Origin of the sequence: Microbacterium sp. UBA7513 (assembly GCF_002478345.1) — a bacterium.
In the GTDB taxonomy this organism is placed as follows: Bacteria; Actinomycetota; Actinomycetes; order Actinomycetales; family Microbacteriaceae; genus Microbacterium.
The window spans coordinates 124,420-147,053 of the sequence record NZ_DLNJ01000007.1 but is presented as its reverse complement, the minus strand read 5'-3'; the positions used below and the strand labels follow the sequence as shown (position 1 = coordinate 147,053).

Sequence of the window (22,634 nt, the reverse complement as noted above, 5' to 3'; positions counted from 1 at the left end):
ATCCGGCCCCTCGTCGTTCGCGGTGCGGTCAGCCGCAGCGATAGGTGACACCGCCGACGTCCCAGACGCCGGGGCCGAGTTCGGCGCACGTCCCGATGACGCCTGCCAGCACGGTCGCCAGCAGGATGATGCCGATGATCGCAAAGATCGTCAGGACGGCGCCGACGATGATGCCGGCGATCGCGATGCCCTTGGGGGCCTTCGCCTTGCCGAGTTGCACGGCGGCGATGATGCTGAGGATGAGGCCGACCGGCGGCAGCAGGAACGCCAGCACGAGGCCGATGATCGACAGCACCCGCCCCGGGGGTGATGTCGGCACGTCCTGCGCGTACGGGGCGCCGGGCGGGGGAGCGGCGGCGGCGGGGTACGGCGACGGCGTGCTGCTGGGCGGCGGCGGGTTGTAGGGCGGCGGGGCGTCGGGCGGCGGGGCGTCGGTCATGATCTCTCCTCGGTTCCGGTCGTAGCCCAGAGCGTAGCGACGGAGGGACGGGCATGCCATCCCCCTTTCGCAGCCCACGGGCCGCGCGTACGGTGCCGGTATGTGCCGAAACATCGTGCCTCTGAACAACCTCGAGCCCGCGGCCACCGACGAGGAGTGCCGCGAGGCTGCGCTCCAGTTCGTCCGCAAGATCTCCGGGACGACGGCGCCGTCGCGGGCGAACCGTGCGGTCTTCGATCGCGCGGTGGCCGAGATCGAAGTCGCCACGCGGCGGCTGCTCGATGATCTCGTGACCTCGGCGCCGCCTAAGAACCGCGAGGAGCAGGCGGCGAAGAGGCGGGCGCGATCGGCGGAGCGGTACGAGGCGATCCGGCTCTACCAGGAGGAGAAGCGGGCGGCGCGCGCGGGCTGAAGCGCTGCGGGCCGGGGGCGGAGCCCTGTGCCAGAATCGACGTACCCCGCTCGACTTTCCCTGCGGCCCGGTGATGAAGGCACCGCGGTCGTACCGCCGAATCCCCTCGGCAGGGAATCTCCCCAAGGAGAGCTGTACATGGCTGAGGTCCCCCCTCGCATCCTCGTCGTCGACGATGACCACGACGTCGCCCTTCTCGTGAAGACCGTCCTGGAGCGGCGTGCGGGCTGCGTCGTCGATCTCGCGGACGACGGGCGCTCGGCGCTCGAGAAGGCCGCGGCGGTGAAGCCCGATGTCGTCGTCACCGATATCGAGATGCCGGGACTCAGTGGTCTGGAGCTGCTCGCGGAGCTGCGCCGCCTCATGCCGACCGTGCCGGTCATCGTCATGACGGCGCACGTCTCGGTCGAGTACGCGGTGTCCGCGCTCCGGGCGCAGGCCGACGAGTTCCTCACGAAGCCGCTCGACAACGCCCGGCTCGTGGAGTCGGTCACCCGGCTCGTCGAGGAGTCACGGCGTCGGACGGCGGAGGCGAAGACCGGTGAGGTCGTCCTCGCGATCGGAGCGCACCCCGACGACGTCGAGATCGGCGTCGGCGGCATCCTCGCAGCCCATGCGGCGGCCGGCGATCGCATCACCATCCTCACACTCTCCCGCGGAGCGCGCGGCGGTGATGCGGACAGCCGCCAGCACGAGTCGCTCGCCGCCGCCGAGCAGGTGGGTGCTCGGCTGTTCGTGAAAGACCTCGTCGACACCGAGATCTCCGGCGGCGGGTCGACCGTCCGCCTCATCGAGGAGGTCGTGCAGGAGATCCAGCCGACCATCGTCTACACGCACTCGCACCATGACCGCCACCAGGATCACCGTGCGGTGAACGAGGCGACGATCGTCGCGACGCGCCGCGTCGGCACGGTCGCGTGCTACCAGAGCCCCTCCGCGACCATCGACTACCGGCCCACGCGCTTCGTCCGCATCGACCGCTTCCTGGGTGACAAGCTGCGGCTCCTGGAGTGCTTCCAGTCCCAGGCCGCCGCGAACCGGGAGTACCTCGCGCCGGAGTTCGTCACGGCCACCGCCCGCTACTGGTCGCGGTTCGGCGGCGGCGTGGCCGTCGAGCCGCTGGAGGTCGTGCGCGAGACCGCCGAGTTCATCGGCGCCCATGAACTGACCCGACGGGAGAGCTGATGACGAAGCGCGTACTGGTCACCGGAGCAGGGGGCCCCGCCGGCGTCGCCGTGATCCGCTCCTTGCTGCGACGGTCCGATCTGACGGTCTTCGCAGCGGACATGGACGGCTGGGCGAGCGGCATCTACCTCGTCCCGCCGACGCAGCGCCGTCTGGTTCCCCCGGGGCGCGACGCGGACTTCGTGCCGGCGATCGCGCGGATGGTCGCGGAGGACGGTCTCGACCTGGTGATCTCCACCGTCGACGTGGAGCTGATCGCGCTCGCAGACCGCCGGGACGAGCTGGCCCCCGCGGTCCTCGCCGCGCCGCCCGCCGACACGCTGCGCACCGCCCTCGACAAGCTCGCCCTCGCGGAGCGCTGCGCGCCGACCGGTCGTGTGCCGCGCACCGTGCTCGCCGGTCCGGACGCGGCGGAGGTCGCGTGGGAGTTCCCCGTGTTCGCCAAGCCCCGGCAGGGAGCGGGCAGCCGCGGCGTACGCCTCGTCCCCGACGCGGAGGCGCTCGCCGCCCTCCCCGCCGATGAGGGGCTGATCGTGCAGGACTTCCTCCCTGGCGAGGAGTACTCGGTCGATGTGATCGCCGACGCCTCCGGGGGCGTGGTCGCGGCGGTCCCGCGCACCCGCGCCCGTGTGGACTCCGGCGTCGCGATCGCCGGCCGCACCCTCCGCGACCCCGAGCTCGAGGAGACCGCCGCCGCCATCGCGCGGGCGATCGGCCTCGTGGGGGTCGCCAACGTGCAGCTCCGTCGGGACCGGGACGGGCGGGCCGTGCTGCTCGAGGTCAACCCGCGCTTCCCCGGGGCGCTCCCGCTGACGATCGCCGCCGGGGTCGACATCCCGTCGCTCGTCGCCGACCTCTTCCTCGGCCGGGAGATCCCGGTGCAGGTGCCCTTCCGTGAGGTCGCCTCCGTGCGCTTCCTGGAGGACGTGATCGTCGAGGTCGACGACGTGCTCGTGTCGGCGCACGCCGGTCACCAGGAGGAGCTGTGAGTCATCCCGCCCTGCGCGGAGACCACCACGTCCACTCCACGTTCTCCGACGACGCGGTCTCCACCCTGGAGGAGAACGTCGCCGCGGCTGCGGCCGTCGGTCTCGACACCGTCCGTCTCGTCGATCACGTGCGGCAGACCACGACCTGGGTGCCGGAGTACCTCGCCGCCGTCCGCGGCCTGTCCGTCCCGGACGGGCTGACGGTGCTCACCGGAGTGGAGGCGAAGATCCTCGACGCCTCGGGCGCGCTCGACATCCCGGCGCTTCCGGCGGGCATCGACCGGATCCTCATCGCCGATCATCAGTTCCCCGGTGCGGACGGCCCGCTCGGACCCACCGCCGTGCGCGAGCGCATCGCGTCCGGCTGGGCGCCGGCCGATGTCCTCGACCAGTTCGTGGACGCCGTGATCGCCACCATGCGCCGGCACCCCGGCAACCAGCTCGCGCATTGCTTCTCGATCCTGCCGAAGATCGGTCTCGCGGAGGAGGAACTCGGGGGCGAGCGCCTCGACGCGTGGGCGCGAGCCGCCGCCGAGACGGACACGCTCGTCGAGGTCAACGAGAAGTGGGTGTGCCCCGGCGCGGAGGCGCTGAACGCCCTGGAGCGCGCGGGCGCCGGCATCGTGGCCTCCACCGACAGCCACGTGGCCGCAGACGTCGGCCGGTACGCCCGCATCGTCCCGCTGCTCACCGGGACGGAAGGACGCTGATGCCCGAACTGACCTGGATCGAGACGGTCGTCGTCGTCATCCTCCTCCTCTGCGTGCTGATCGGCACGCTGCCGGTCGTCAACACCGGTCTGCAGTTCCTCATGCTGCCGCTGCACGCCTTCCGCAATCACTACGGCAAGGCCGCCCCGTACCACCCGAACGTGGCCGTGGTCATCCCGGCATGGAACGAGGGCCTGGTCATCGGCCCCGCGATCGAGCGGCTGCTCCAGCTCGAGTACCCCGCCGAGCGCCTCCGTGTCTTCGTCGTCGACGACGCCTCCACGGACGACACCCCGGCCATCGTGCAGCAGAAGGCGGCGACCTATCCGGGGCGGGTCGTCCATCTGCGACGCGAGAAGGGTGGCGAAGGCAAGGCGCACACGCTGAACCACGGCCTCGACGTCGTGCTCGCCGACCCGTGGACCGAGGCGGTGCTCATCATGGACGCCGACGTGATCTTCGCGCGCAACTCCCTGCGCAAGCTCACCCGGCACCTCGCGGACGAGGAGGTCGGGGCCGTCACGGCCTACATCGCGGAGGGCAGCAGGGACCGCAACTACCTCACCCGGTTCATCGCGATCGAGTACGTCATCGGCCAGCTCTCGGCACGGCGTACGCAGAACGTCGGGGGAGCGATCGCCTGCCTCGCCGGGGGCGCCCAGCTGCATTCCCGCGCGAACCTCGAGGCGATCGGCGGACGCATCCCGACGGGCACGCTCGCCGAGGACACCATGACGACCTTCGAGAGTCAGCTCCACGGCCGCCGGATGGTCTTCGAGCCGCACGCCGTGGTGCTCGCCGAGGAGCCGCGGACGATCGACAGCCTCTGGAAGCAGCGGCTGCGCTGGGCGCGCGGCAACGTGCAGCTCACCTCGATCTACAAGAGGCTCTGGTTCCGTCCGAGTCGCGACCACAACCTGGGCAGCATCCCCTTCGGACTGGCCTGGTTCACGATCCTGCTGATGCCGGCGCTCCTGCTCCTCGCCGCCACCGCGATGATCGTCCTCCTGCTCCTGCACAGCGACGTCGCGGAGTTCGTGTTCCGGTTCATGTGGATCGCCGCGGCGGCCATCTACATCTTCTCGATGCTCTACTCCGTCCAGCTCGATCCGCGCATCGGGCGGCAGTCCTGGCGCGAGGCGATCATGTTCCCGGGGCTCGGGGCGCTGATCCTCATGGCCCTGGCGCTGTTCCCCTGGGCCCTGGACGGCCTGATCGGCGCGGCGGGGCAGGAGTCGACGGAGCAGACGCGGGTGCTGTGGCTGATGGCGTTCGCCCTCTGGGGGCCGGTGTCGATGCTCGGCATCTGGCTCGCGCGGGCGGTCGAGCCGCTTCCGGCCGGACGCTTCTTCGCGGGCCTGCTGCTCTACGTCTGCGGGTACGGATCGCTGCTGTGCGCGATCACCGCCGACTCGTACCTCAAGGAGTGGCGCCGCGCGGACGCCTCCTGGATCAAGACCGAGAAGATCGGACGGGTCGACTCATGACCGACGCACCATCGCACGACGCCGAGGTGGAGGAGATCGCGGCCGACGCCCGGAAGGAGCGCCGCCTCGTCCCGCAGGCGCTCATCTCCCTCGCCGTCGTGGTCGTGATCGTCGTCGTCCGAGAGCTGCTCCTGCGATGACCGGACGACCGCTCGCCCTGGTCGTCGAGGACGCTCCGGACCAGGCCACCCTCCTGGGGCGGTACCTCGACCGGGAGGGCTTCGACGTGTTCGTCGCTCCCGACGCGGAGTCCGCCATCGCTGCCTTCCCGGACATCGACCCCCAGGTCGCCGTCCTGGACCTGCTGCTCCCCGGCATCTCCGGGCAGGCCTGCTGCCGCCTGATCCACGAACGCTATCCGGAGTGCTTCCTCATCGTCAGCTCGGTGCTGGACGTCACCGAGTACCCGCCCGCGGACGCGGCCTTGCCGAAGCCGATCACCGGAGCCGACCTGCATCGCGCCGTGGAACGGGTCCCGCGATGAGGGCGACACCGCTGGAGCGCGCCGAGAACCGCTGGTACCGGGTCATCGACAACCCGAACCCGATCATCAAACAGCTCCCGACGCTCGTCGCCGCCGCGACCGCAGGCGTGATGACCTGGGCCATCCCCAGCCTGCCGTTCACCGATATCGCCCTCGCGCTGGCCGGCCTCGCGATCGTCCTCGTCGCGACGCTCCACGCCGGAGTGCTCAGCGCGTTGCACATCCGGGAGGGCTGGATCGTGCTCCTGGTCCCGATGGTCGACATCCTGGGACTGGGGCTCTTCCGCGCGGGGACGGGAGGCGCGGCCTCGCTCTTCAGCTCGCTCGTGCTGCTCCCCGTGATCTGGATCGCTGCGGCGCCCGGCATCCGCTGGGTCTTCGTCGTCGGCGCGTTCACGTCGCTCGCGCTGCTGATCCCCTACGTCATCGAACCGCCGACGAACGCGGTCGTGTGGCTCCGCGGCGTCGTCGGCCCTCTCGTCTTCGCGGCCGTCGCAGCCGTGGTGAACGAGCTCTCCCGGCAGCAGCGCCTGCGGGTGCAGCAGGCGGAGGAGCTGGTCACGGAGCGGACCAAGGCGCTGTCCGAGAACGTCTCGATGATCGTGCAGCTGCGACAGAAGGAGCACGAGTACCGCGTGCTTCTCGACTCGTTCGAGGGCCTGTGGGCGTCGATCACCGCGCAGGCCGTGATCGGCACCGATCGCGAGGGGCGCGTCACGGCGTGGAACCCCGGGGCCGTCCGCCTGCTCGGGCTCTCTCACGACGAGGCTCTCGACGACGTGCGTGTCGATCGCTTCTTCTCGTCGTCGGCATTGGCGATGCTGGCCGAGGACACCGCCGCGCGCGAAGGGGATGCGGGGGCACCGCGCGTGCCCGGTGTGCCCGACGAGCGCGCGGACGTGCCGGAGGGCCTCTGCGAGCTCTTCGCCCAGGCGGACGCAGGGAACACGGTCGACGGCGACATCGAGGTCAGGACCGCGGGCGGCACGACGGTACCCGCCCGGGTGACCGTGACGCCGCACAAGGATCCGTCCGGCGCGCAGCAGGGGTACCTGTTCGTGCTCACCGATGAGACGAGAGCCGTCGAGGTCGCGCGCATGAAGGACGAGTTCGTGGGGATGATCTCCCATGAGCTGCGGACGCCGCTGAGCGCGATCATCGGCTTCCTCGACCTGCTGCAGAACGATCCCGGTCAGCCGCTCACGGAGGATCAGCAGGAGTTCGTCGGCATCATCGAACGCAACGCGAAGCGGCTGCTGAACCTCGTCGGCGACCTGCTCTTCACGGCGCAGGTGGAGTCGGGGCGGTTCCCCCTGGAACGGGACCAGGCCGACGTCGCGGAGCTCGTGCGCTCGGCGGTGGTCTCGGCGGGACCGCACGCGCAGCGCGAGGGGATCGAGCTGGACCTGCAGGTCGGCGACGAGCCGATCCCGCTGCTCGTCGATCCCGGACGCCTCGGGCAGGCGGTGGACAACCTCCTCTCGAACGCCATCAAGTTCACCCCCCGCGGGGGTCGGGTGACGGCCGCCGTGCGTCGCCTCGACGGCGGGGTGCAGGTCGCCATCGCCGACACCGGGGTCGGGATCCCGCAGGACGAGCAGCGCATGCTCTTCACCCGGTTCTTCCGCGCCTCGACGGCCACGCGCAACGCCGTGCCGGGGGTGGGGCTGGGGCTCACGATCACGCGCGCGATCGTGCTGGCCCACGGCGGCTCCATGGACGTGACCAGCGAGGAGGGGGTGGGCACCGAGTTCCGGTTCGTGCTCCCGGCGGCTCCCAAGACCGAGGTGCTGCAGACGCTCAGCCGCGCGGACTGACCACGCGAGGAAGGGCAGTGGTATCGTGGGTCGATGGATACCACCTTCGTCGCTCCGATGGGAGACCGCGGCCGTCTGGTGATTCCGGCTGAGCTGCGCGCGCGGCAGCACTGGGATCAGGGCGTTCTCCTCCTGATGATCGAAGCGGAGGGTGGCGTCGTCCTCCTCACTCGCGAACAGGCGAAGGCGCTGATCCGCCGTCAGCTCGAGGGGCAGAGTCTCCTGGAGGCTCTGCTCGCCGAGCGCCGCGCGGCCGCTGCGCAGGACGACGCGGCGTGAGGGTCCTCGACGCTTCGGCTGTGCTGGCATTTCTCCAGGACGAGCCCGGTGCCGCCCGTGTGGAGAAGGCTCTCGATGGCGGCGTCATCAGTGCGGCGAACTGGTCGGAGGTGGCCCAGAAGGTGCGCGCCGCCGGGGCCGACTGGGGCATCGCCTCCGGACTCCTCCTCAGCTATCGTCTGACGATCGAGCCCGTCTCGCATCGCGACGCGGAAAGGGCGGCAGCGCTCTGGGCTCGGGGCACCGCGCTCTCTCTCGGAGCCCGGTTGTGCCTGGCGCTCGCCGAACGGATGGACGCGGCGGTGCTGACCGCGGACCGGGCATGGGGCGACGGCGGGCGCATCGAGCAGTTACGACCGTAGCTCGTCCCGGTCGTTGTGCAGCCGCGCGGACTGATAGCCTGGTCGGCTCGCTGTCCGCGGGCGGAAGGACGGCCACGCCTGTGGGGTACATCGACGCATCCGGGATCTCGCTGACGCTTCCCGATGGCAGACCGCTTCTCGACGAGGTGTCGTTCCGGGTCGGGGCGGGCTCGACGAGTGCTCTCATCGGACCGAACGGTGCGGGGAAGACGACGCTGCTGCGGATCATCCGCGGTGAGCAGCCGGCCGACGACGGGGTGGTGACCATCGACGGCGGCCTCGGCGTCATGGACCAGTTCGTCGGACACGGCGAGCCGGGCCAGACCGTGCACGAGCTGCTCGTGCGCGTGGCTCCGACGCGCCTCCGTGCCGCCGCGGAAGCGCTGGAGGCCGCGGAGAACGCCCTCATCGACCGCGACGAGCACGACACCCAGATGGCCTACGCCTCCGCGATCGCCGAGTACGCGGACGCCGGCGGCTACGAGCACGAGACCGTGTGGGACCAGTGCACCGTGGCGGCGCTCGGCGTGCCGTTCGAGCGGGCGCGCTACCGGGAGCTCACCTCCCTCTCCGGCGGCGAGCAGAAGCGGCTCGCCCTCGAGGCGCTGCTCCGCGGCCCGGACGAGGTGCTCCTGCTCGACGAGCCGGACAACTACCTCGACGTGCCGACCAAGCGATGGCTCGAGGAGCGCCTGCGCGCCACCGACAAGACGGTGCTGCTGGTCTCGCACGACCGCGAGCTCCTCGCCAGGGCCGCCGATCGGCTGATCACGCTGGAGCCCGGCGCGGCGGGGTCGACCGCCTGGGTGCACGGCGGGAGCTTCGCCACCTATCACCAGGCGCGCAGCGATCGGATGGATCGGCTCGACGAGCTGCGCCGACGGTGGGACGAGCAGCACGAGAAGCTCCGCGTCCTGGTGGCGAACCTCAAGGTCAAGGCGTCTGCGAACGACGGCTTCGCCTCCCGCTACCAGGCGGCGCAGACGCGATTGCGGAAGTTCGAGGAGGCGGGCCCGCCGGAAGAGCGACCCCCGGCGCAGGAGTTCGACATGCGCCTCCGCGGCGCCAGGACCGGCAAGCGCGCCGTCGTCGCGGACCGGCTGGAGCTGACCGGCCTCATGCGTCCGTTCGACGCCGAGATCTGGTACGGCGACCGTGTCGGCGTGCTCGGCTCCAATGGCTCGGGCAAGTCGCACTTCCTGCGGCTGCTGGCCCGCGGCGGCACCGACCCGGATCCGTCCCTCGGCCACGTGACCGCGGTCGCGGAGGAGCTCACCCCCGTCGCGCACACCGGTCGTGCGGTGCTGGGCGCCCGCGTGGTGCCGGGGCTCTTCGCACAGACCCACGCGCATCCGGAGTTCGTCGGCCGCACCCTGCTGGAGATCCTGCACCGCGGGGACGACCTCCGTGACGGCATGCCCCGCGACGCGGCGAGTTCGGCCCTGGACAGGTACGGCCTCGTCCGTCAGGCGCAGCAGCCGTTCGAATCGCTCTCCGGGGGACAGCAGGCGCGGTTCCAGGTGCTCCTGCTCGAGCTCTCCGGCGCAACCCTGCTGCTCCTCGACGAGCCCACCGACAACCTCGACCTGGAGTCGGCCGAGGCGCTGGAGGAGGCGCTCGGACGCTTCGAGGGCACCGTGGTGGCGGTCACGCACGACCGGTGGTTCGCGCGTTCCTTCGACCGGTTCCTCGTGTTCGGCACAGACGGCGAGGTCTACGAGTCCGACGAGCCGGTGTGGGACGAGCGGCGGGTGGCGCGTGCGCGCTGACCGCCGCGGAGGCCGCCGGGCGCCGGGTAGGCTGGACGGGTGACCATGGAGATCGAGCTCGGCCGAGGAAAGCGCGCGCGTCGCGCGTACACGTTCGACGACATCGCGGTGGTGCCCTCGCGGCGCACGCGGAACCCGGAGGACGTGTCCACCGCGTGGACGATCGACGCCTTCGGCTTCGAGATCCCGGTGCTCGGTGCGCCGATGGACTCGGTCGTCAGCCCGCGCACCGCGATCATGCTCGGGCAGCTCGGCGGCCTGGGGGTGCTCGACCTCGAGGGTCTCTGGACCCGCTACGAGGACCCGGAGCCGCTGCTCGCCGAGATCGCGGGCCTCGCGGAGGACCACGCGACCGTGCGCATGCAGGAGCTCTACTCGGAGCCCATCAAGCCCGAGCTCATCACCCGCCGCCTCGCCGAGATCCGGGAGGCGGGCGTCACCGTCGCCGGCTCCCTCACCCCGCAGCGCACGCAGGAGTTCTACGACACCGTCGCCGCGGCCGGGGTCGACCTGTTCGTCATCCGGGGGACGACCGTCTCCGCCGAGCACGTGTCGAGCGTGGCGGAGCCCCTGAACCTCAAGAAGTTCATCTACGACCTCGACGTGCCGGTGATCGTGGGTGGAGCGGCGACCTACACGGCGGCCCTGCACCTCATGCGCACCGGCGCGGCCGGCGTTCTCGTGGGCTTCGGTGGCGGCGCGGCGTCCACCACCCGCGCCACCCTCGGCATCCACGCCCCCATGGCGACCGCGGTGTCCGACGTGGCGGCCGCGCGTCGCGACTACCTCGACGAGTCCGGCGGGCGCTATGTGCACGTGATCGCCGACGGCGGTGTCGGCACCTCCGGGGACATCGTGAAGGCGCTCGCCATGGGCGCCGACGCGGTCATGCTCGGCGTCGCCCTGGCCCGCGCCACGGACGCCCCCGGTCAGGGATTCCACTGGGGTCCCGAGGCGCACCACCCCAAGCTCCCGCGCGGGCGACGCGTCGAGGTGGGCGGCATCGGAACGCTGGAGGAGATCCTCTACGGCCCTGCGCCCGTCGCCGACGGCACCGCGAACCTCATCGGCGCGCTGCGCAAGTCGATGGCCACCACCGGGTACTCCGACCTCAAGGAGTTCCAGCGGGTGGAGGTCGTGCTGGCCCCGTACGAGGCCTGAGGTCTCCGCATCACCGTGACCGCGCCTGCTCCCTTCCCGCCGACCCTCCGTGAGGTCATGCTGCGGGGACGCTGGATCGCGATGCTGCTGCTGTGCCTCGTCGTCGCCGGGGTGTTCGCCTGGCTCGGCCAGTGGCAGCTGGAGCGGGCGATCGAGACCGATCCGCCGGCGCCGGGGGCGACCGAGCAGGTCCGACCGCTCGATGACGTCGTCGCGCCGGGGGAGTACCTCCCCGAGCCCCTCGTCGGACAGCGCGTGGAGACCGAAGGCGTCTGGGTCCCCGGGGACTTCCTCGTCGTGGGCAGTCGCTTCAACGACGGCGTGGAGGGGTACTGGGTCACCGGCCAGCTCCGCGTCGACGAACGTGTGTCGTTGGCGGTGGCCATCGGCTGGGCCCCGGATCGGGCGGCCGCCGACGCCGCGGTGGAGCGCCTGGAAGCCGAGGCGGACGGAGGCGTGGTCGAGGTCGCCGGTCGCGTCATCTCGGATGAGGGTCCGTCGGTCCCGCCGCGCTCGGATCCGGAGCAGCTGGACCGGATGTCGCCGGCCGCTCTGCTGAGCCGTTGGCACGACATCGAGCAGCTCGACGTCTACCGTCCGTACCTCGCTTCCACGACCGCGACCGCGGGACTCGTCGACATCGCGTCCCCGGCGCCCGACGAGCAGTCGCCGGTCAACTGGCTCAACGTGTTCTACGCCGCCGAGTGGGTCATCTTCGCCGGCTTCGCGTTCTACCTCTGGTACCGCCTGGCGAAGGACGCCTGGGAGCGCGAGGTGGAGGAGTTCGACGAAGCGCAGGGGGCCGCGACCGTCTGACGGCCGTTGCGCATCCGCGCGGCTGACGCTGCGCTTCTGCGCGCCGCGACGGCTCCGTGTGAACCTTCGTCAGGGGGCGTCGCGGCCATTCGGTGAGCGCTGGATGACCAATGGGAAAACTCCGTTGAGGATGTCCGAACCGCTCCGTAAGCTCGCTCCATGTGCGCACGCTGGGAGTTCCCGATGTGTGCGATGACAGCGTCCTGAGCAGCGCCGGAACACGATCGAGGAGACAGCACCGATGATGTCCGCTCCTGAGCACGGGGAGACCCTGACCCCCGTCTCGCACCGCAGAATCCGAGGGCGCGTGGGCGCTCTCGCCGCGACGTGCGTCGCCGCCCTGAGCTTCGGCTCGCTGGTGGCCGCGCCTGCGTCGGCGAACACCGAGGGCACCGGGGTGGTGATCAACGAGGCCTACCTGTCCGGCGGAAGCGCGGGGGCGGCGTTCACGAACAAGTTCGTGGAGCTGTACAACCCGACGACGGCGCCCGTCACCCTCGACGGGATGTCCCTGCAGTACCGCTCCGCGGCGGGGACCGGCGCCTTCAACGGCGTCGCCCCGCTGAAGGGCACGATCCCCGCGGGGGGCTACTTCCTCGTGCAGGGGAACAGCAACGGCACCAACGGTGCTGCGCTGCCCACGCCCGACGCCACCACCACGCTGAGCCCGAGCGGCACCAACGGCACCCTGGCCCTCGTCGAGGGCACCGCCGCGGTGACGCTCACCCCCGGCTCGACGGTCGGCGCGGACGGCGTGATCGACCTCCTCGGCTACGGCACCTCGAACACCTTCGAGACGGCGGCCGCCGCCGCCCCCTCGAGCAACACCGACGTCCGGTCGCTGAACCGCACCGCGGGTGCCGACGCGGACGACAACAAGGCCGACTTCACGCTGTCGGCGACGATCACCCCGCAGAACTCCGGCGGCACCGACCCCGGCACCGACCCGGGGGAGGAGCCGGGCGAGCAGCCCACGACCGCCACGATCGCCGAGGTCCAGGGCACCGGCGACGTCTCGCCGCTCGCCGGACAGCGCGTCCGCGTCGAGGGTGTCGTCACCGCCGACCATCGCACCGGCGGCTACAAGGGCATCGTGATCCAGACGCAGGGCTCGGGCGGCGACAACGACGCGACCCCCGGCGCCTCGGACGGGGTGTTCGTCTTCCTGAACGCGCTTGCGCCCACGCTCGAGATCGGCGACCTCGTCTCGGTGACCGGCACCGTGAGCGAGTACTTCGGTCAGACCCAGATCGCTCCCGCCGCGGTGGCCGACGTCTCGGTCGTCACGGCCGGTGTGGGCGTGCCCGCCCTCACTCCGCTCCCGGACACCGTGCGCGGTGCCGACCGTGAGCAGTACGAGAACATGTACGTCGCTCCGACCGGCACGTACCGGCTCGCGTCGAGCCACCAGCTCTACAACTACGGGACGCTGGGGCTGAACGCCGGCGACGACCTCAACGTCAAGAGCACCGAGACCACGCGTCCCGGGGCCGACGCCGCCGCCATCGCGGCCGAGAACCGCGCCAACCGCATCCTGCTCGACGACGCCTGGTCCATCCAGGTGACCAACATCGGCCACCCGGGCCAGCAGCCGTACTTCACGGAGGACACGGTGGTCCGCAACGGCGACACCGTCGACTTCGGGTCCAACGGCTACGTGCTCCAGTGGGGCTTCGACGACTGGCGGCTGCAGCCGGTCGTCCCGATCGACGACGCGTCCCCGGCGGAGCGCAAGGTCACCTTCGAGGCGACCAACCCGCGCCCCGAGAAGGCCCCGGAGGTGGGCGGTGACGCGCAGGTGGCGTCGTTCAACGTCTACAACTACTTCACGACGCTGAAGAGCGAGAACGCCGACGCCCGCGGCGCGGCGAACGCCGCCCAGTTCGCGATCCAGAAGTCCAAGATCGTCTCGGCCATCAACGGCCTCGACGCCGAGATCGTCGCGCTCATGGAGATCGAGAACTCGGTCAAGCTGGGCAAGCCCGTCGACACCGCTCTGAAGGACCTCGTCGCCGGCCTCAACGCCGACGCGGGCTCCGACGTGTGGGACTACGTCCGCACGCCGAAGGCCCTGCAGGACCCGGCGACGACGGACTACATCACGAACGCGATCATTTTCAAGAAGGACGCCGTGAGCACGGTGGGCGACAGCGCCACCGTCACCGACGAGTCCGTGTGGGGCAACGCCCGCGAGCCGATCGCGCAGGCGTTCGACATCGACGGCCGCGTGGTCACCGTGGTCGCCAACCACCTGAAGTCGAAGTCCCCGCCGCAGGGCGCCGGGGCGGAGCCGGCCGACGGCCAGGGCTTCTTCAACGCCGATCGGGTGAAGCAGGCGCAGGCCGTCCTCGCCTTCACGGACGAGCTGGCCGAGACCAGCGGCAGCAGCGACATGCTGCTGATCGGCGACTTCAACGCCTACGGGCAGGAAGACCCGATCGACGTGTTCACCTCGCAGGGGTGGAGCGACGTGGCCGCCGACAAGGCCGCAGGGCAGTACACCTACACGTTCGACGGAGAACTCGGCTCGCTCGACCACGTGATCGCGTCGCCGTCGCTCGCCCCCTCCATCACGGGCGCCGGCGTCTGGGGCATCAACTCGCCGGAGTGGAGCGATCGCGGCTACGCGTTCGGCGCCACCGAGGAGGGCACCCCGTACCGATCCAGCGACCACGACCCGATCATCGTCGGCGTCTCGTCGGAGATCCCGCCGGTGAACATCGACGTCGTGACGGTTAACGACTTCCACGGCCGCATCGAGGCCGACGGGGCTGCGGCGGGGGCCGCCGTGCTCGCCGGCGCGGTGCAGCAGTTCCGTGCGGCGAACCCGAACACGATCTTCGCCGGAGCCGGCGATCTGATCGGGGCCTCGACGTTCACCTCGTTCATCAACGACGACAACCCCACGATCGACGCGCTCAACGCCGCCGGTCTGGACGTGAGCGCTGCGGGCAACCACGAGTTCGATCAGGGCTGGGAAGACCTGCGCGACCGGGTGCAGGAGCGCGCGGACTGGGAGTACATCTCCTCGAACGTGTTCCTCACGGAGACCGGTGAGCCCGCGCTCGCCCCGGCCTGGGTCAAGGAGCTCGACGGGGTGCGCGTCGGCTTCGTGGGCGCCGTCACGGAGGATCTCGACTCGCTCGTCTCGCCCGAGGGCATCGCGGATCTCGAGGTGCGCAGCATCGTCGACTCCGTGAACGCGGTGGCCGACGACCTGCGCGACGGTGACCCCGCGAACGGCGAGGCGGACGTCGTCATCCTGCTCGTGCACGAGGGCGCGGAGAGCACCGCGCTGTCTGCGATCACCGAGGACTCGCCGCTGGGCGAGATCGTCTACGGCGTCGACGACGACGTGGATGCGATCGTCTCGGCGCACACGCACCTCGCCTACAACCACGTCATCGACGGCCGACCGGTCGTCTCGGCGGGGCAGTACGGCGAGAACCTCGGCCTCATGAACATCCAGGTCGACCCGAAGACGAAGGAGCTGCTCTCGATCACCAACGAGATCAAGCCCCTCACGTCCGCCGGCAAGCCGCTGTACCCGGCGGTGCCGGAGGTGCAGGCCATCGTCGCCAAGGCGAAGGCGGAGGCCGACGTGCTGGGAGCGGTGAAGGTGGGCGACATCACCGCCGACTTCAACCGCGCGCGGCAGTCCAACGGCTCGGAGAACCGCGGTGGCGAGTCCACCATCGGCAACTTCGTCGCCGACGTGCAGAAGTGGTCCACGGGTGCGGACATCGCGCTCATGAACCCGGGTGGCATCCGTGCCAACCTGACCTACGCGTCGAGCAACGCCGAGGATCCCGACGGGAACGTCACCTATCGGGAGGCGGCGACCGTCCAGCCGTTCGCCAACACGCTGGTCACGCTGACCCTCACCGGGACGCAGCTGAAGGGCGTGCTGGAGGAGCAGTGGCAGCCGGCAGGCTCGGCGCGACCGTTCCTCAAGCTCGGCGTCTCCGAGGGCCTGGTCTACACCTACGATCCGACGGCGCCCGCGGGTTCGCGGATCACCTCGATCACGCTGAACGGCACCGCGATCGACCCGAACGGGGAGTACACGGTGGCGGCGAACTCCTTCCTCGCGGCGGGCGGCGACAACTTCGCCACCTTCAAGCAGGGCGCGGGCAAGCGGGACACCGGCAAGATCGACCTCCAGTCGATGGTCGACTGGTTCGACGCGAACAAGACGGCCTCGCCGGACCTCGCCCAGCGTGCGGTCGGTGTGACCGTCAGCCCGGCGGACGCCGACGGCTACCGCGCCGGCGACCAGGTGACGGTCTCGCTCTCCTCGCTGGCGTTCAGCGGTGGCGAGGCGGCCCCGGGAGCGGTCACGCTGTCGCTCGGCGACACCCAGCTCGCGGCCGGCACGGTCGACCCGACCATCGTGGACACCACCGACGAGGGCGGCCGCGCCACCCTCACCTTCACGGTGCCGTCCGGGGTGTTCGGTGAGCAGCAGCTCACGGTAGAGGTCCCGGCCACGGGCACGACGGTGCAGGTGCCGTTCACGATCGCCGGCGAGGAGGAGTTCGCGGGGACCATCGCGCTCGGCTCCTCGAAGGTGGCCGCGGGCAAGAAGCTCGACGTCACGGGCACGGGCTACCAGCCCGGCGAGACCGTCACGGTCGAGCTCCGGCCGAAGAAGGGCCAGGGAGTCCCGGTGGGAACGGTGCAGGTCCGTCAGGACGGCACGTTCAGCACCTCGGTGACGGTGCCGAAGAACGCCCAGCCCGGCAAGTACACCGTCGCGGTGGCGCAGGCCGACGGAGACGAGGCCACGGCCACCGTCACCGTCAACCGCGCCGGCGGCATCGGCGGAATCATCAAGGACATCGTCGACTGGCTGTGGGACCTCCTGACCGGATGGTTCTGATGCCGAGCGGCGGATGACGAGGCGGAGGCCGTCGGGGCGACCCGGCGGCCTCCGTCGTTCCCGCGGGGTCGGGGCGTCGCCCGCCGCCGACTAGACTGGGGGCATGCCCGAACCGAAAGTCGCCAGCTTTCCGGCGATCCGCGGTGCGCTGAAGTTCTACCAGATCGCGTCGATCATCACGGGAGTCATGCTGCTCCTGCTGCTCGCCGAGATGGTGCTGAAGTACACGCCGATCCACCTCGAGCTCTTCGCCGGAGGATCGGGCGGCCCGCTCTGGTTCGCCGGCGTCATCGCGGGACCGGACTGCCAGTGGTGGTCGCTGTTCGCGCCGTGGACGAACTCGTGCGAGATGACCTCCCTCGGGGACGGCTTCAACATCTCGCTGTTCATCCTCGTCGCCCACGGCTGGTTCTACGTCGTCTACCTCTTCGCGTGCTTCCGCATGTGGAGCCTGATGCGCTGGCGCTTCCCGCGGTTCATCCTGCTCGCGCTCGGCGGCGTCGTGCCGCTGCTGTCGTTCTTCATGGAGGCGGTCGTCGCCCGTGAAGTCAAGACCTATCTCGCCACCCGAGAGGCCGCCGAGGCCTCCGCGATCGCCCCGGAAGGTGTCCGTTGACCGAACAGTCCGAGACCCAGCAGCGCCCCGCGCTCGTCGTCGACTTCGGCGCGCAGTACGCGCAGCTCATCGCCCGCCGCGTGCGCGAGGCCGGGGTCTACAGCGAGATCGTGCCGCACACCGCCACGGCGGAGGAGATCGCCGCGAAGAACCCCGTCGCGATCATCCTCTCCGGCGGACCTTCGTCGGTGTACGAGGAGGGCGCGCCGAAGCTCGACCCGTCGGTCTTCGACCTCGGCGTCCCCACGCTCGGCATCTGCTACGGCTTCCAGTACATGGCCCAGACCCTCGGCGGCGAGGTCGCGCACACCGGCCTCCGCGAGTACGGCGCCACGGATGCCGTCATCTCCGGTGACGGCGGCACGCTGCTCAGCGGGCAGCCGACCGAGCAGAACGTGTGGATGAGCCATGGCGACCAGGTCGCGAAGGCACCGGAGGGCTTCGAGGTGCTCGCGACGACGGAGGCCACGAAGGTCGCCGCCTTCGCGAACGAGGAGCGCGGCTTCTACGGCGTGCAGTGGCACCCGGAGGTCAAGCACTCGGATCACGGTCAGCGCGTGCTCGAGAACTTCCTCCACAAGGGTGCGGGCCTCGCGTCCGACTGGAACCCCGACAACGTGATCGCCGAGCAGATCGAGCGCATCCGCGAGCAGGTCGGCGACGCCCGGGTCATCTCCGCGCTGTCCGGCGGCGTGGACTCCGCCGTCTCGACCGCTCTCGTGCACAAGGCCATCGGCGACCAGCTCACGGCCGTCTTCGTCGACCACGGTCTCCTCCGCAAGGGCGAGCGCGAGCAGGTCGAGAAGGACTACGTCGAGTCCACCGGTGTGCGGCTCATCACGGTCGACGCCGCGGAGACCTTCCTCGGTCACCTCCAGGGCGTGACCGACCCCGAGGAGAAGCGCAAGATCATCGGCCGCGAGTTCATCCGCGCGTTCGAGAAGGTGCAGCTCGACCTCGTGGAGGAGGCGAAGGCCGACGGCGGCGCCCCGGTGAAGTTCCTCGTGCAGGGCACGCTCTACCCGGACGTGGTGGAGTCGGGCGGCGGTGCGGGCACGGCCAACATCAAGTCGCACCACAACGTGGGCGGTCTTCCGGACGACCTCGACTTCGAGCTCATCGAGCCGCTGCGGGCCCTCTTCAAGGACGAGGTCCGCGCGATCGGCCGCGAGCTCGGCATCCCCGAGGCGATCGTCGGGCGCCAGCCGTTTCCGGGGCCCGGCCTCGGCATCCGGATCATCGGTGAGGTCACCGCTGACCGTCTCGAGATCCTGCGTGAGGCCGACGCCATCGCCCGCGAGGAGCTGACCAAGGCGGGTCTCGACCAGGAGATCTGGCAGTGCCCCGTCGTGCTCCTCGCCGACGTGCGCTCGGTGGGTGTGCAGGGCGACGGCCGCACCTACGGCCACCCGATCGTGCTGCGTCCCGTCTCCAGCGAGGACGCGATGACGGCCGACTGGACCCGCCTGCCGTACGACGTGCTGTCGAAGATCTCGAACCGGATCACCAACGGCGTCCGCGACGTCAACCGCGTCGTGCTCGACGTGACGTCGAAGCCGCCGGGGACGATCGAGTGGGAGTAGGGGGCGCGATGCCCCCGGTCTCGGCGCCGGTCCTCCCGGACGCCGAGTACCTGGTGCTGTCCAGCCGCCTGATCCCGGGTCTGGACGGCGGCTACACGATCGCCACGCTCGCGCGCGCCCGGATGCTCGCTGCCGCGGGCGCGGCGGACGGCGCCGGTCCGCAGCTGCTGACCTTCGATCCGGGGACGATCGCCGACCACGCCGAGCACCGCCGCGTCTTCGCGGAGCGCGGTGCGCTCACCGACCCCGATCGACTGCGCAACCTCTTCGACGAGGCCGTCGCACCGCAGGGCGGAGCCGCCGCCTGGCTGCGTGACGCCGCGGATGCCGCAGTGACGGCTGACCCTGACCGGGAGTACCGCGTGCTCGCGGATCCCGCGGGACGGCCTTTCGCAGCCCTCCCCGTCATCCCCGGCAACCCGGATTGGCACCTCACGGACGAGCCTGTCCTCGTCTACGACGAGAGCGGAGCGGTCGTCGGCGCGCTGCATGGCTTCCGCGGACTCTACGGTGCCTGGCTGGCCCACATCACGGCGGCGCTGGGGGAGCGTCCGATCGTCGTGATCTGCGAGTCCCGCCAGCTCGGAGAGCTGATCGCCGACTGGCGCGACCCGCGCGTGCGCATCCTGCACCCCATCCACACCATGCACGTGGAGGCGCCCTACAGTCCCGACGCCGGCCTGAACACGCTCTGGACGCGCTGGTTCCGCCTCGCCGACCGCTTCGATGCGCTCATCTGGCCGACCGCTACGCAGCGGGACGACGTCGTGGCGCGGTTCGGTGAGGCCGCCAACCATGTCGTGGTGCCGAACCCCATCGCGCCGGTCGAGCGCCGTGACGACCTGCGCGAGGAGGGCCTCGTGGTCGTGCTGGGTCGGCTCGCGGCCGGCAAGCGCATCGACCATTCCATCCGCGCCTTCGTCGAGGCGGACGTGCCGGGCTCCCGGATGGAGATCTGGGGCACGGGAGCAGAGCAGGAGCGGCTGGCGGCACTGATCGCCGAGCTCGACGCCGCGGACCGCGTGCATCTCTGCGGCTACACCGACGATTCCGCCACCGTGCTCGACCGGGCGTCCGTGCTGGTCACCTCCACTGCGTTCGAAGGGCAGCCGCTCGGCATCGTGGAGGCGCTCCTGCACGGCACGCCGGTGGTGTCCTACGACGTGCGGTACGGCATCCGGGATGTTCTCGGCGCGGGCGGCGGCGTTCTCGTCCCCGCGGGAGACATCGGTGCGCTGGGCGCTGCATTGCGGGGACTGCTGACCGACCCGGACCGTCTGGCGGCGCTGCGTGTCGAAGCGCCGGCCGTCGCTGCGGCGTGGAGTCCCGAGCGCTCCGCGGATGCACTGGTCGCGACCATCGCGGCCGCCGTGCAGGCGCCGTCGCGGCGCCGCTGAACCCGACCGTCGCGACCGCCGGGAGGTCGCGAGCGACTCCCGGCGGTCGCTGGCGTCATCGCGTGCGGCGTCTGCGCGCGGCCACGACCGTGGTGACGGCGCCGGCAGCCAGCAGCAGGCCGCCCAGCAGCAGAGCGACGATGGGGGCATCGCCACCCGTCGTCGCGAGATCACCGCGCTCGCCACGCGTGGCCCCGCTCCCGGGTGCCGTGACGCCGTCCTCACCCGCAGCGCCCGGGTTCGACGGGCTGCCGGGGTCCGTCGGTCCGGTCGGATCCGTCGGAGTGCCCGGATCGGTCGGGTCCACCGGCTCGTCCACGGCGACAGCCACCGGTCCACTCTCGACGGCGGCGGCATCCAACGCGGTCACCACCCAGGTCTCCGTCGCGGCGCGCGCGGCGGCCGGGGCATCGTCGGCGGGGAGGGGGAAGCGGAACGACGCCGCACCGCCTGCCCAGACCGTGTCGACCAGCGCGCCCGGGGTGGTGACGATCTGCGCCGGATCGCCGGTACCGCGGTAGATCGCATACTGGCGGGCCTCCCGCGCGTCGCCGGCCTGCCAGCGGAGCTCGCCGTCGACGATCTCGGGTGCCGCCGGGGCTGCCACCTGTCCGTCCGAGAGCCAGGGCTTGGCCGGAACGAGCGTGGGGTGGGCGAAGGCCTCGCCCTCGAGGAGCTCGATCGCGGTGTTCCTGGCCTCGTGCTTGGGCTGCTGATCCGCGGGCAGAGCGGCCAGGTCACTCGGCTTCATGTCGTTGTAGCTGAACAGGACGCTGCCCTCGATGCCGTCGAGCTTCTGGTTGTACCGGATCTGGTTCGGCACCTCCTCCGGGTTCATCCAGGCCTGCTCCCAGCCCCCGTTGTTGACGTGCTTGTAGAGCGCGTGGCCGACATAGACCTGGGTGCGGCTGCCTGCTGCCACGTCGCTCCACCACTGCGCGAGCTCCCCGTAGGGGGCGGCGGCCTGATCGAAGCTCCAGTAGATCTGCGGCACGATGTAGTCGATCAGCTCGTCCTGCACCCACCCGCGGGTGTCGGCGAAGATCGCCTGGCTGTACGTCTGCGACGAACTCGTCGGCGTGTGGGACCCGGCCGGGTCGAGCGCCTTGTGCTCCCAGATCCCGAACGGGCTGATGCCGAGCTGCACGGCAGTGCCGCGCGCCGCGTTGCCGGCGTCGATCGCGTCGCCGACGAGGGTGATCAGACCCGTGATGTTGTCGCGCCGCCACGCCTCGATGCCGGCGACGGTGTCGGGATAGCCCGCCGTGAGGCCGAACTCCTCGAACGTCGCGCGGTCCTCGCCTTGCGCGCCGAAGAACACGTTCTGGCCGTCGACGGTGATTCGGTACGGGTAGAAGTAGTCGTCGAAGTGGATGGCGTCGACGTCGTAGTTCTCCGTGATCTCGGCGACGGTGGCCGCGACGTACGCGGGAACCTCGGGCTGGCCCGGGTCCAGGAACAGCTTCTCCTCGAAGGACAGCACCCAGTCGGGGTGCTGCACGGCGAAGTTGTCGTCGGCGAGGATGCCGGCGTCGTTCAATGCCGCGATGTACTGCGGGATCGAGAGCGCCTTCACCTCGTCCGCGGTGAGCCCGAGGGCCGTGAGGATCCCCGGCGAGGTCATCTTCGCGTTGGTCACGCGATAGGGGTTCAACCAGGCGTGGAACTCCATGCCGCGCGCGTGCGTGGCCTCCACCATGCGCTGCAGCGGGTCGTACCCGGGATCGGCGCCCTGGGTGCCGGTGAGGAACTCGGACCACGGGTTGAGCGCCGAGGGGTAGTACGCGTCCAGCAGCGGACGCACCTGGAAGATCACGGCGTTCATGTTCCAGGAGGCGAAGTCGTCGAGCACCGTCGCGTAGCGGGCGTCGAAGTCCGCCGCATCCGCGGGCTTGCCGAAGTTCAGGTTGCCGATCGTGCCGACCCAGGCACTGGAGAAGCGGCGGTTCTCCGGGGTCAGCGTCGTGGGAATGGCGACCTGCTCGCCGGATCCCGGATAGGTGTACACGGGCTCCGTGCCGTAGCCATAGGCGCCGGAGGTGTCCTTGACGTACCGGGTGAGCGGCTCCTCGTCGGGGGCCGCTCCGGCGGTCGTGGGGAGCGCCAGCAGGAGCAGGGCGGCCGCGGCGGTGGCGGCGATGCGTCTCTTCATCGAGTCCTCGTTCGATCTGGAAAAGAATTTCCACTGAAAGGGGTTGAACTGAAACTCTATGCCGATGCGGCTCTCGGCAGAAGACCGGGAGGAA

At 70.7% G+C, this 22,634-nt stretch carries 19 protein-coding genes; 17 read left to right on the top strand and 2 right to left on the bottom strand.

Annotated elements, in window-relative coordinates:
• Nucleotides 1-28 precede the first annotated feature (28 nt).
• Complete coding sequence (locus B2W79_RS03480) at nucleotides 29-439, bottom strand: hypothetical protein (protein WP_292787152.1); 411 nt, start codon at nucleotides 437-439, stop codon at nucleotides 29-31.
• Nucleotides 440-539: 100 nt separating this feature from the next.
• Between B2W79_RS03480 and B2W79_RS03475 the strand changes: the two genes are divergently transcribed.
• The 17 genes from B2W79_RS03475 to B2W79_RS03395 all read left to right on the top strand — a co-directional run bounded on the left by B2W79_RS03475 (nucleotide 540) and on the right by B2W79_RS03395 (nucleotide 20,388).
• Nucleotides 540-851, top strand: a complete 312-nt coding sequence (locus tag B2W79_RS03475; RefSeq protein WP_071327477.1) for a DUF2277 domain-containing protein — start codon at nucleotides 540-542, stop codon at nucleotides 849-851.
• Between the two features lie 138 nt (nucleotides 852-989).
• On the top strand, nucleotides 990-2,036 hold the full coding sequence (locus B2W79_RS03470) for a response regulator (RefSeq protein ID WP_292787146.1): 1,047 nt from the start codon (nucleotides 990-992) through the stop codon (nucleotides 2,034-2,036).
• Nucleotides 2,036-3,025: an ATP-grasp domain-containing protein gene (locus B2W79_RS03465; protein WP_292787143.1), complete on the top strand. Its 990-nt coding sequence runs from the start codon at nucleotides 2,036-2,038 to the stop codon at nucleotides 3,023-3,025. Before B2W79_RS03470 ends, B2W79_RS03465 begins: the two co-directional genes overlap by 1 nt.
• Nucleotides 3,022-3,735: a PHP domain-containing protein gene (locus tag B2W79_RS03460; RefSeq protein ID WP_071327474.1), complete on the top strand. Its 714-nt coding sequence runs from the start codon at nucleotides 3,022-3,024 to the stop codon at nucleotides 3,733-3,735. The genes B2W79_RS03465 and B2W79_RS03460 overlap by 4 nt, the downstream gene beginning before the upstream one ends.
• Nucleotides 3,735-5,222, top strand: coding sequence for a glycosyltransferase family 2 protein (locus tag B2W79_RS03455; RefSeq protein ID WP_071327473.1), 1,488 nt, complete (start codon nucleotides 3,735-3,737; stop codon nucleotides 5,220-5,222). Before B2W79_RS03460 ends, B2W79_RS03455 begins: the two co-directional genes overlap by 1 nt.
• Nucleotides 5,219-5,362 carry a hypothetical protein gene (locus B2W79_RS03450; protein ID WP_292787137.1) on the top strand — a complete coding sequence of 48 codons (144 nt, stop codon included), beginning with the start codon at nucleotides 5,219-5,221 and terminating at the stop codon, nucleotides 5,360-5,362. Before B2W79_RS03455 ends, B2W79_RS03450 begins: the two co-directional genes overlap by 4 nt.
• Nucleotides 5,359-5,706, top strand: coding sequence for a response regulator (locus B2W79_RS03445; protein ID WP_071327472.1), 348 nt, complete (start codon nucleotides 5,359-5,361; stop codon nucleotides 5,704-5,706). The genes B2W79_RS03450 and B2W79_RS03445 overlap by 4 nt, the downstream gene beginning before the upstream one ends.
• Nucleotides 5,703-7,523, top strand: a complete 1,821-nt coding sequence (locus B2W79_RS03440; protein WP_071327471.1) for a PAS domain-containing sensor histidine kinase — start codon at nucleotides 5,703-5,705, stop codon at nucleotides 7,521-7,523. Before B2W79_RS03445 ends, B2W79_RS03440 begins: the two co-directional genes overlap by 4 nt.
• A gap of 33 nt (nucleotides 7,524-7,556) precedes the next feature.
• Nucleotides 7,557-7,802, top strand: a complete 246-nt coding sequence (locus B2W79_RS03435; protein WP_292787132.1) for an AbrB/MazE/SpoVT family DNA-binding domain-containing protein — start codon at nucleotides 7,557-7,559, stop codon at nucleotides 7,800-7,802.
• Nucleotides 7,799-8,164, top strand: a complete 366-nt coding sequence (locus B2W79_RS03430) for a type II toxin-antitoxin system VapC family toxin (protein WP_292787129.1) — start codon at nucleotides 7,799-7,801, stop codon at nucleotides 8,162-8,164. Before B2W79_RS03435 ends, B2W79_RS03430 begins: the two co-directional genes overlap by 4 nt.
• Before the next feature lie 80 nt (nucleotides 8,165-8,244).
• A complete protein-coding gene (locus B2W79_RS03425; RefSeq protein WP_071327469.1) occupies nucleotides 8,245-9,933 on the top strand; it encodes an ABC-F family ATP-binding cassette domain-containing protein in 1,689 nt (562 codons plus the stop codon).
• 45 nt (nucleotides 9,934-9,978) lie between these two features.
• Nucleotides 9,979-11,094 carry a GuaB3 family IMP dehydrogenase-related protein gene (locus B2W79_RS03420; protein WP_071327468.1) on the top strand — a complete coding sequence of 372 codons (1,116 nt, stop codon included), beginning with the start codon at nucleotides 9,979-9,981 and terminating at the stop codon, nucleotides 11,092-11,094.
• Nucleotides 11,095-11,151: 57 nt separating this feature from the next.
• Nucleotides 11,152-11,910: an SURF1 family protein gene (locus B2W79_RS03415; protein WP_083391655.1), complete on the top strand. Its 759-nt coding sequence runs from the start codon at nucleotides 11,152-11,154 to the stop codon at nucleotides 11,908-11,910.
• Between the two features lie 307 nt (nucleotides 11,911-12,217).
• Nucleotides 12,218-16,792: an ExeM/NucH family extracellular endonuclease gene (locus tag B2W79_RS03410; protein ID WP_292787122.1), complete on the top strand. Its 4,575-nt coding sequence runs from the start codon at nucleotides 12,218-12,220 to the stop codon at nucleotides 16,790-16,792.
• Nucleotides 16,793-16,895: 103 nt separating this feature from the next.
• Nucleotides 16,896-17,408 (top strand): DUF3817 domain-containing protein, encoded by a 513-nt coding sequence (locus B2W79_RS03405; protein WP_060922041.1) that lies wholly within the window; start codon nucleotides 16,896-16,898, stop codon nucleotides 17,406-17,408.
• Entirely contained in the window at nucleotides 17,405-18,991 is a 1,587-nt protein-coding gene (gene guaA, locus B2W79_RS03400) for a glutamine-hydrolyzing GMP synthase (RefSeq protein WP_062635878.1), read from the top strand. Before B2W79_RS03405 ends, guaA begins: the two co-directional genes overlap by 4 nt.
• Before the next feature lie 8 nt (nucleotides 18,992-18,999).
• The gene (locus tag B2W79_RS03395) at nucleotides 19,000-20,388 is read left to right on the top strand and encodes a glycosyltransferase (RefSeq protein ID WP_292787115.1); all 1,389 of its coding nucleotides are present in this window, start codon (nucleotides 19,000-19,002) and stop codon (nucleotides 20,386-20,388) included.
• A 55-nt stretch (nucleotides 20,389-20,443) separates the two neighbouring features.
• Here B2W79_RS03395 and B2W79_RS03390 read toward each other — a convergent pair whose 3' ends face one another.
• Entirely contained in the window at nucleotides 20,444-22,540 is a 2,097-nt protein-coding gene (locus B2W79_RS03390) for a family 10 glycosylhydrolase (protein WP_292787112.1), read from the bottom strand.
• Nucleotides 22,541-22,634: the final 94 nt, after the last annotated feature.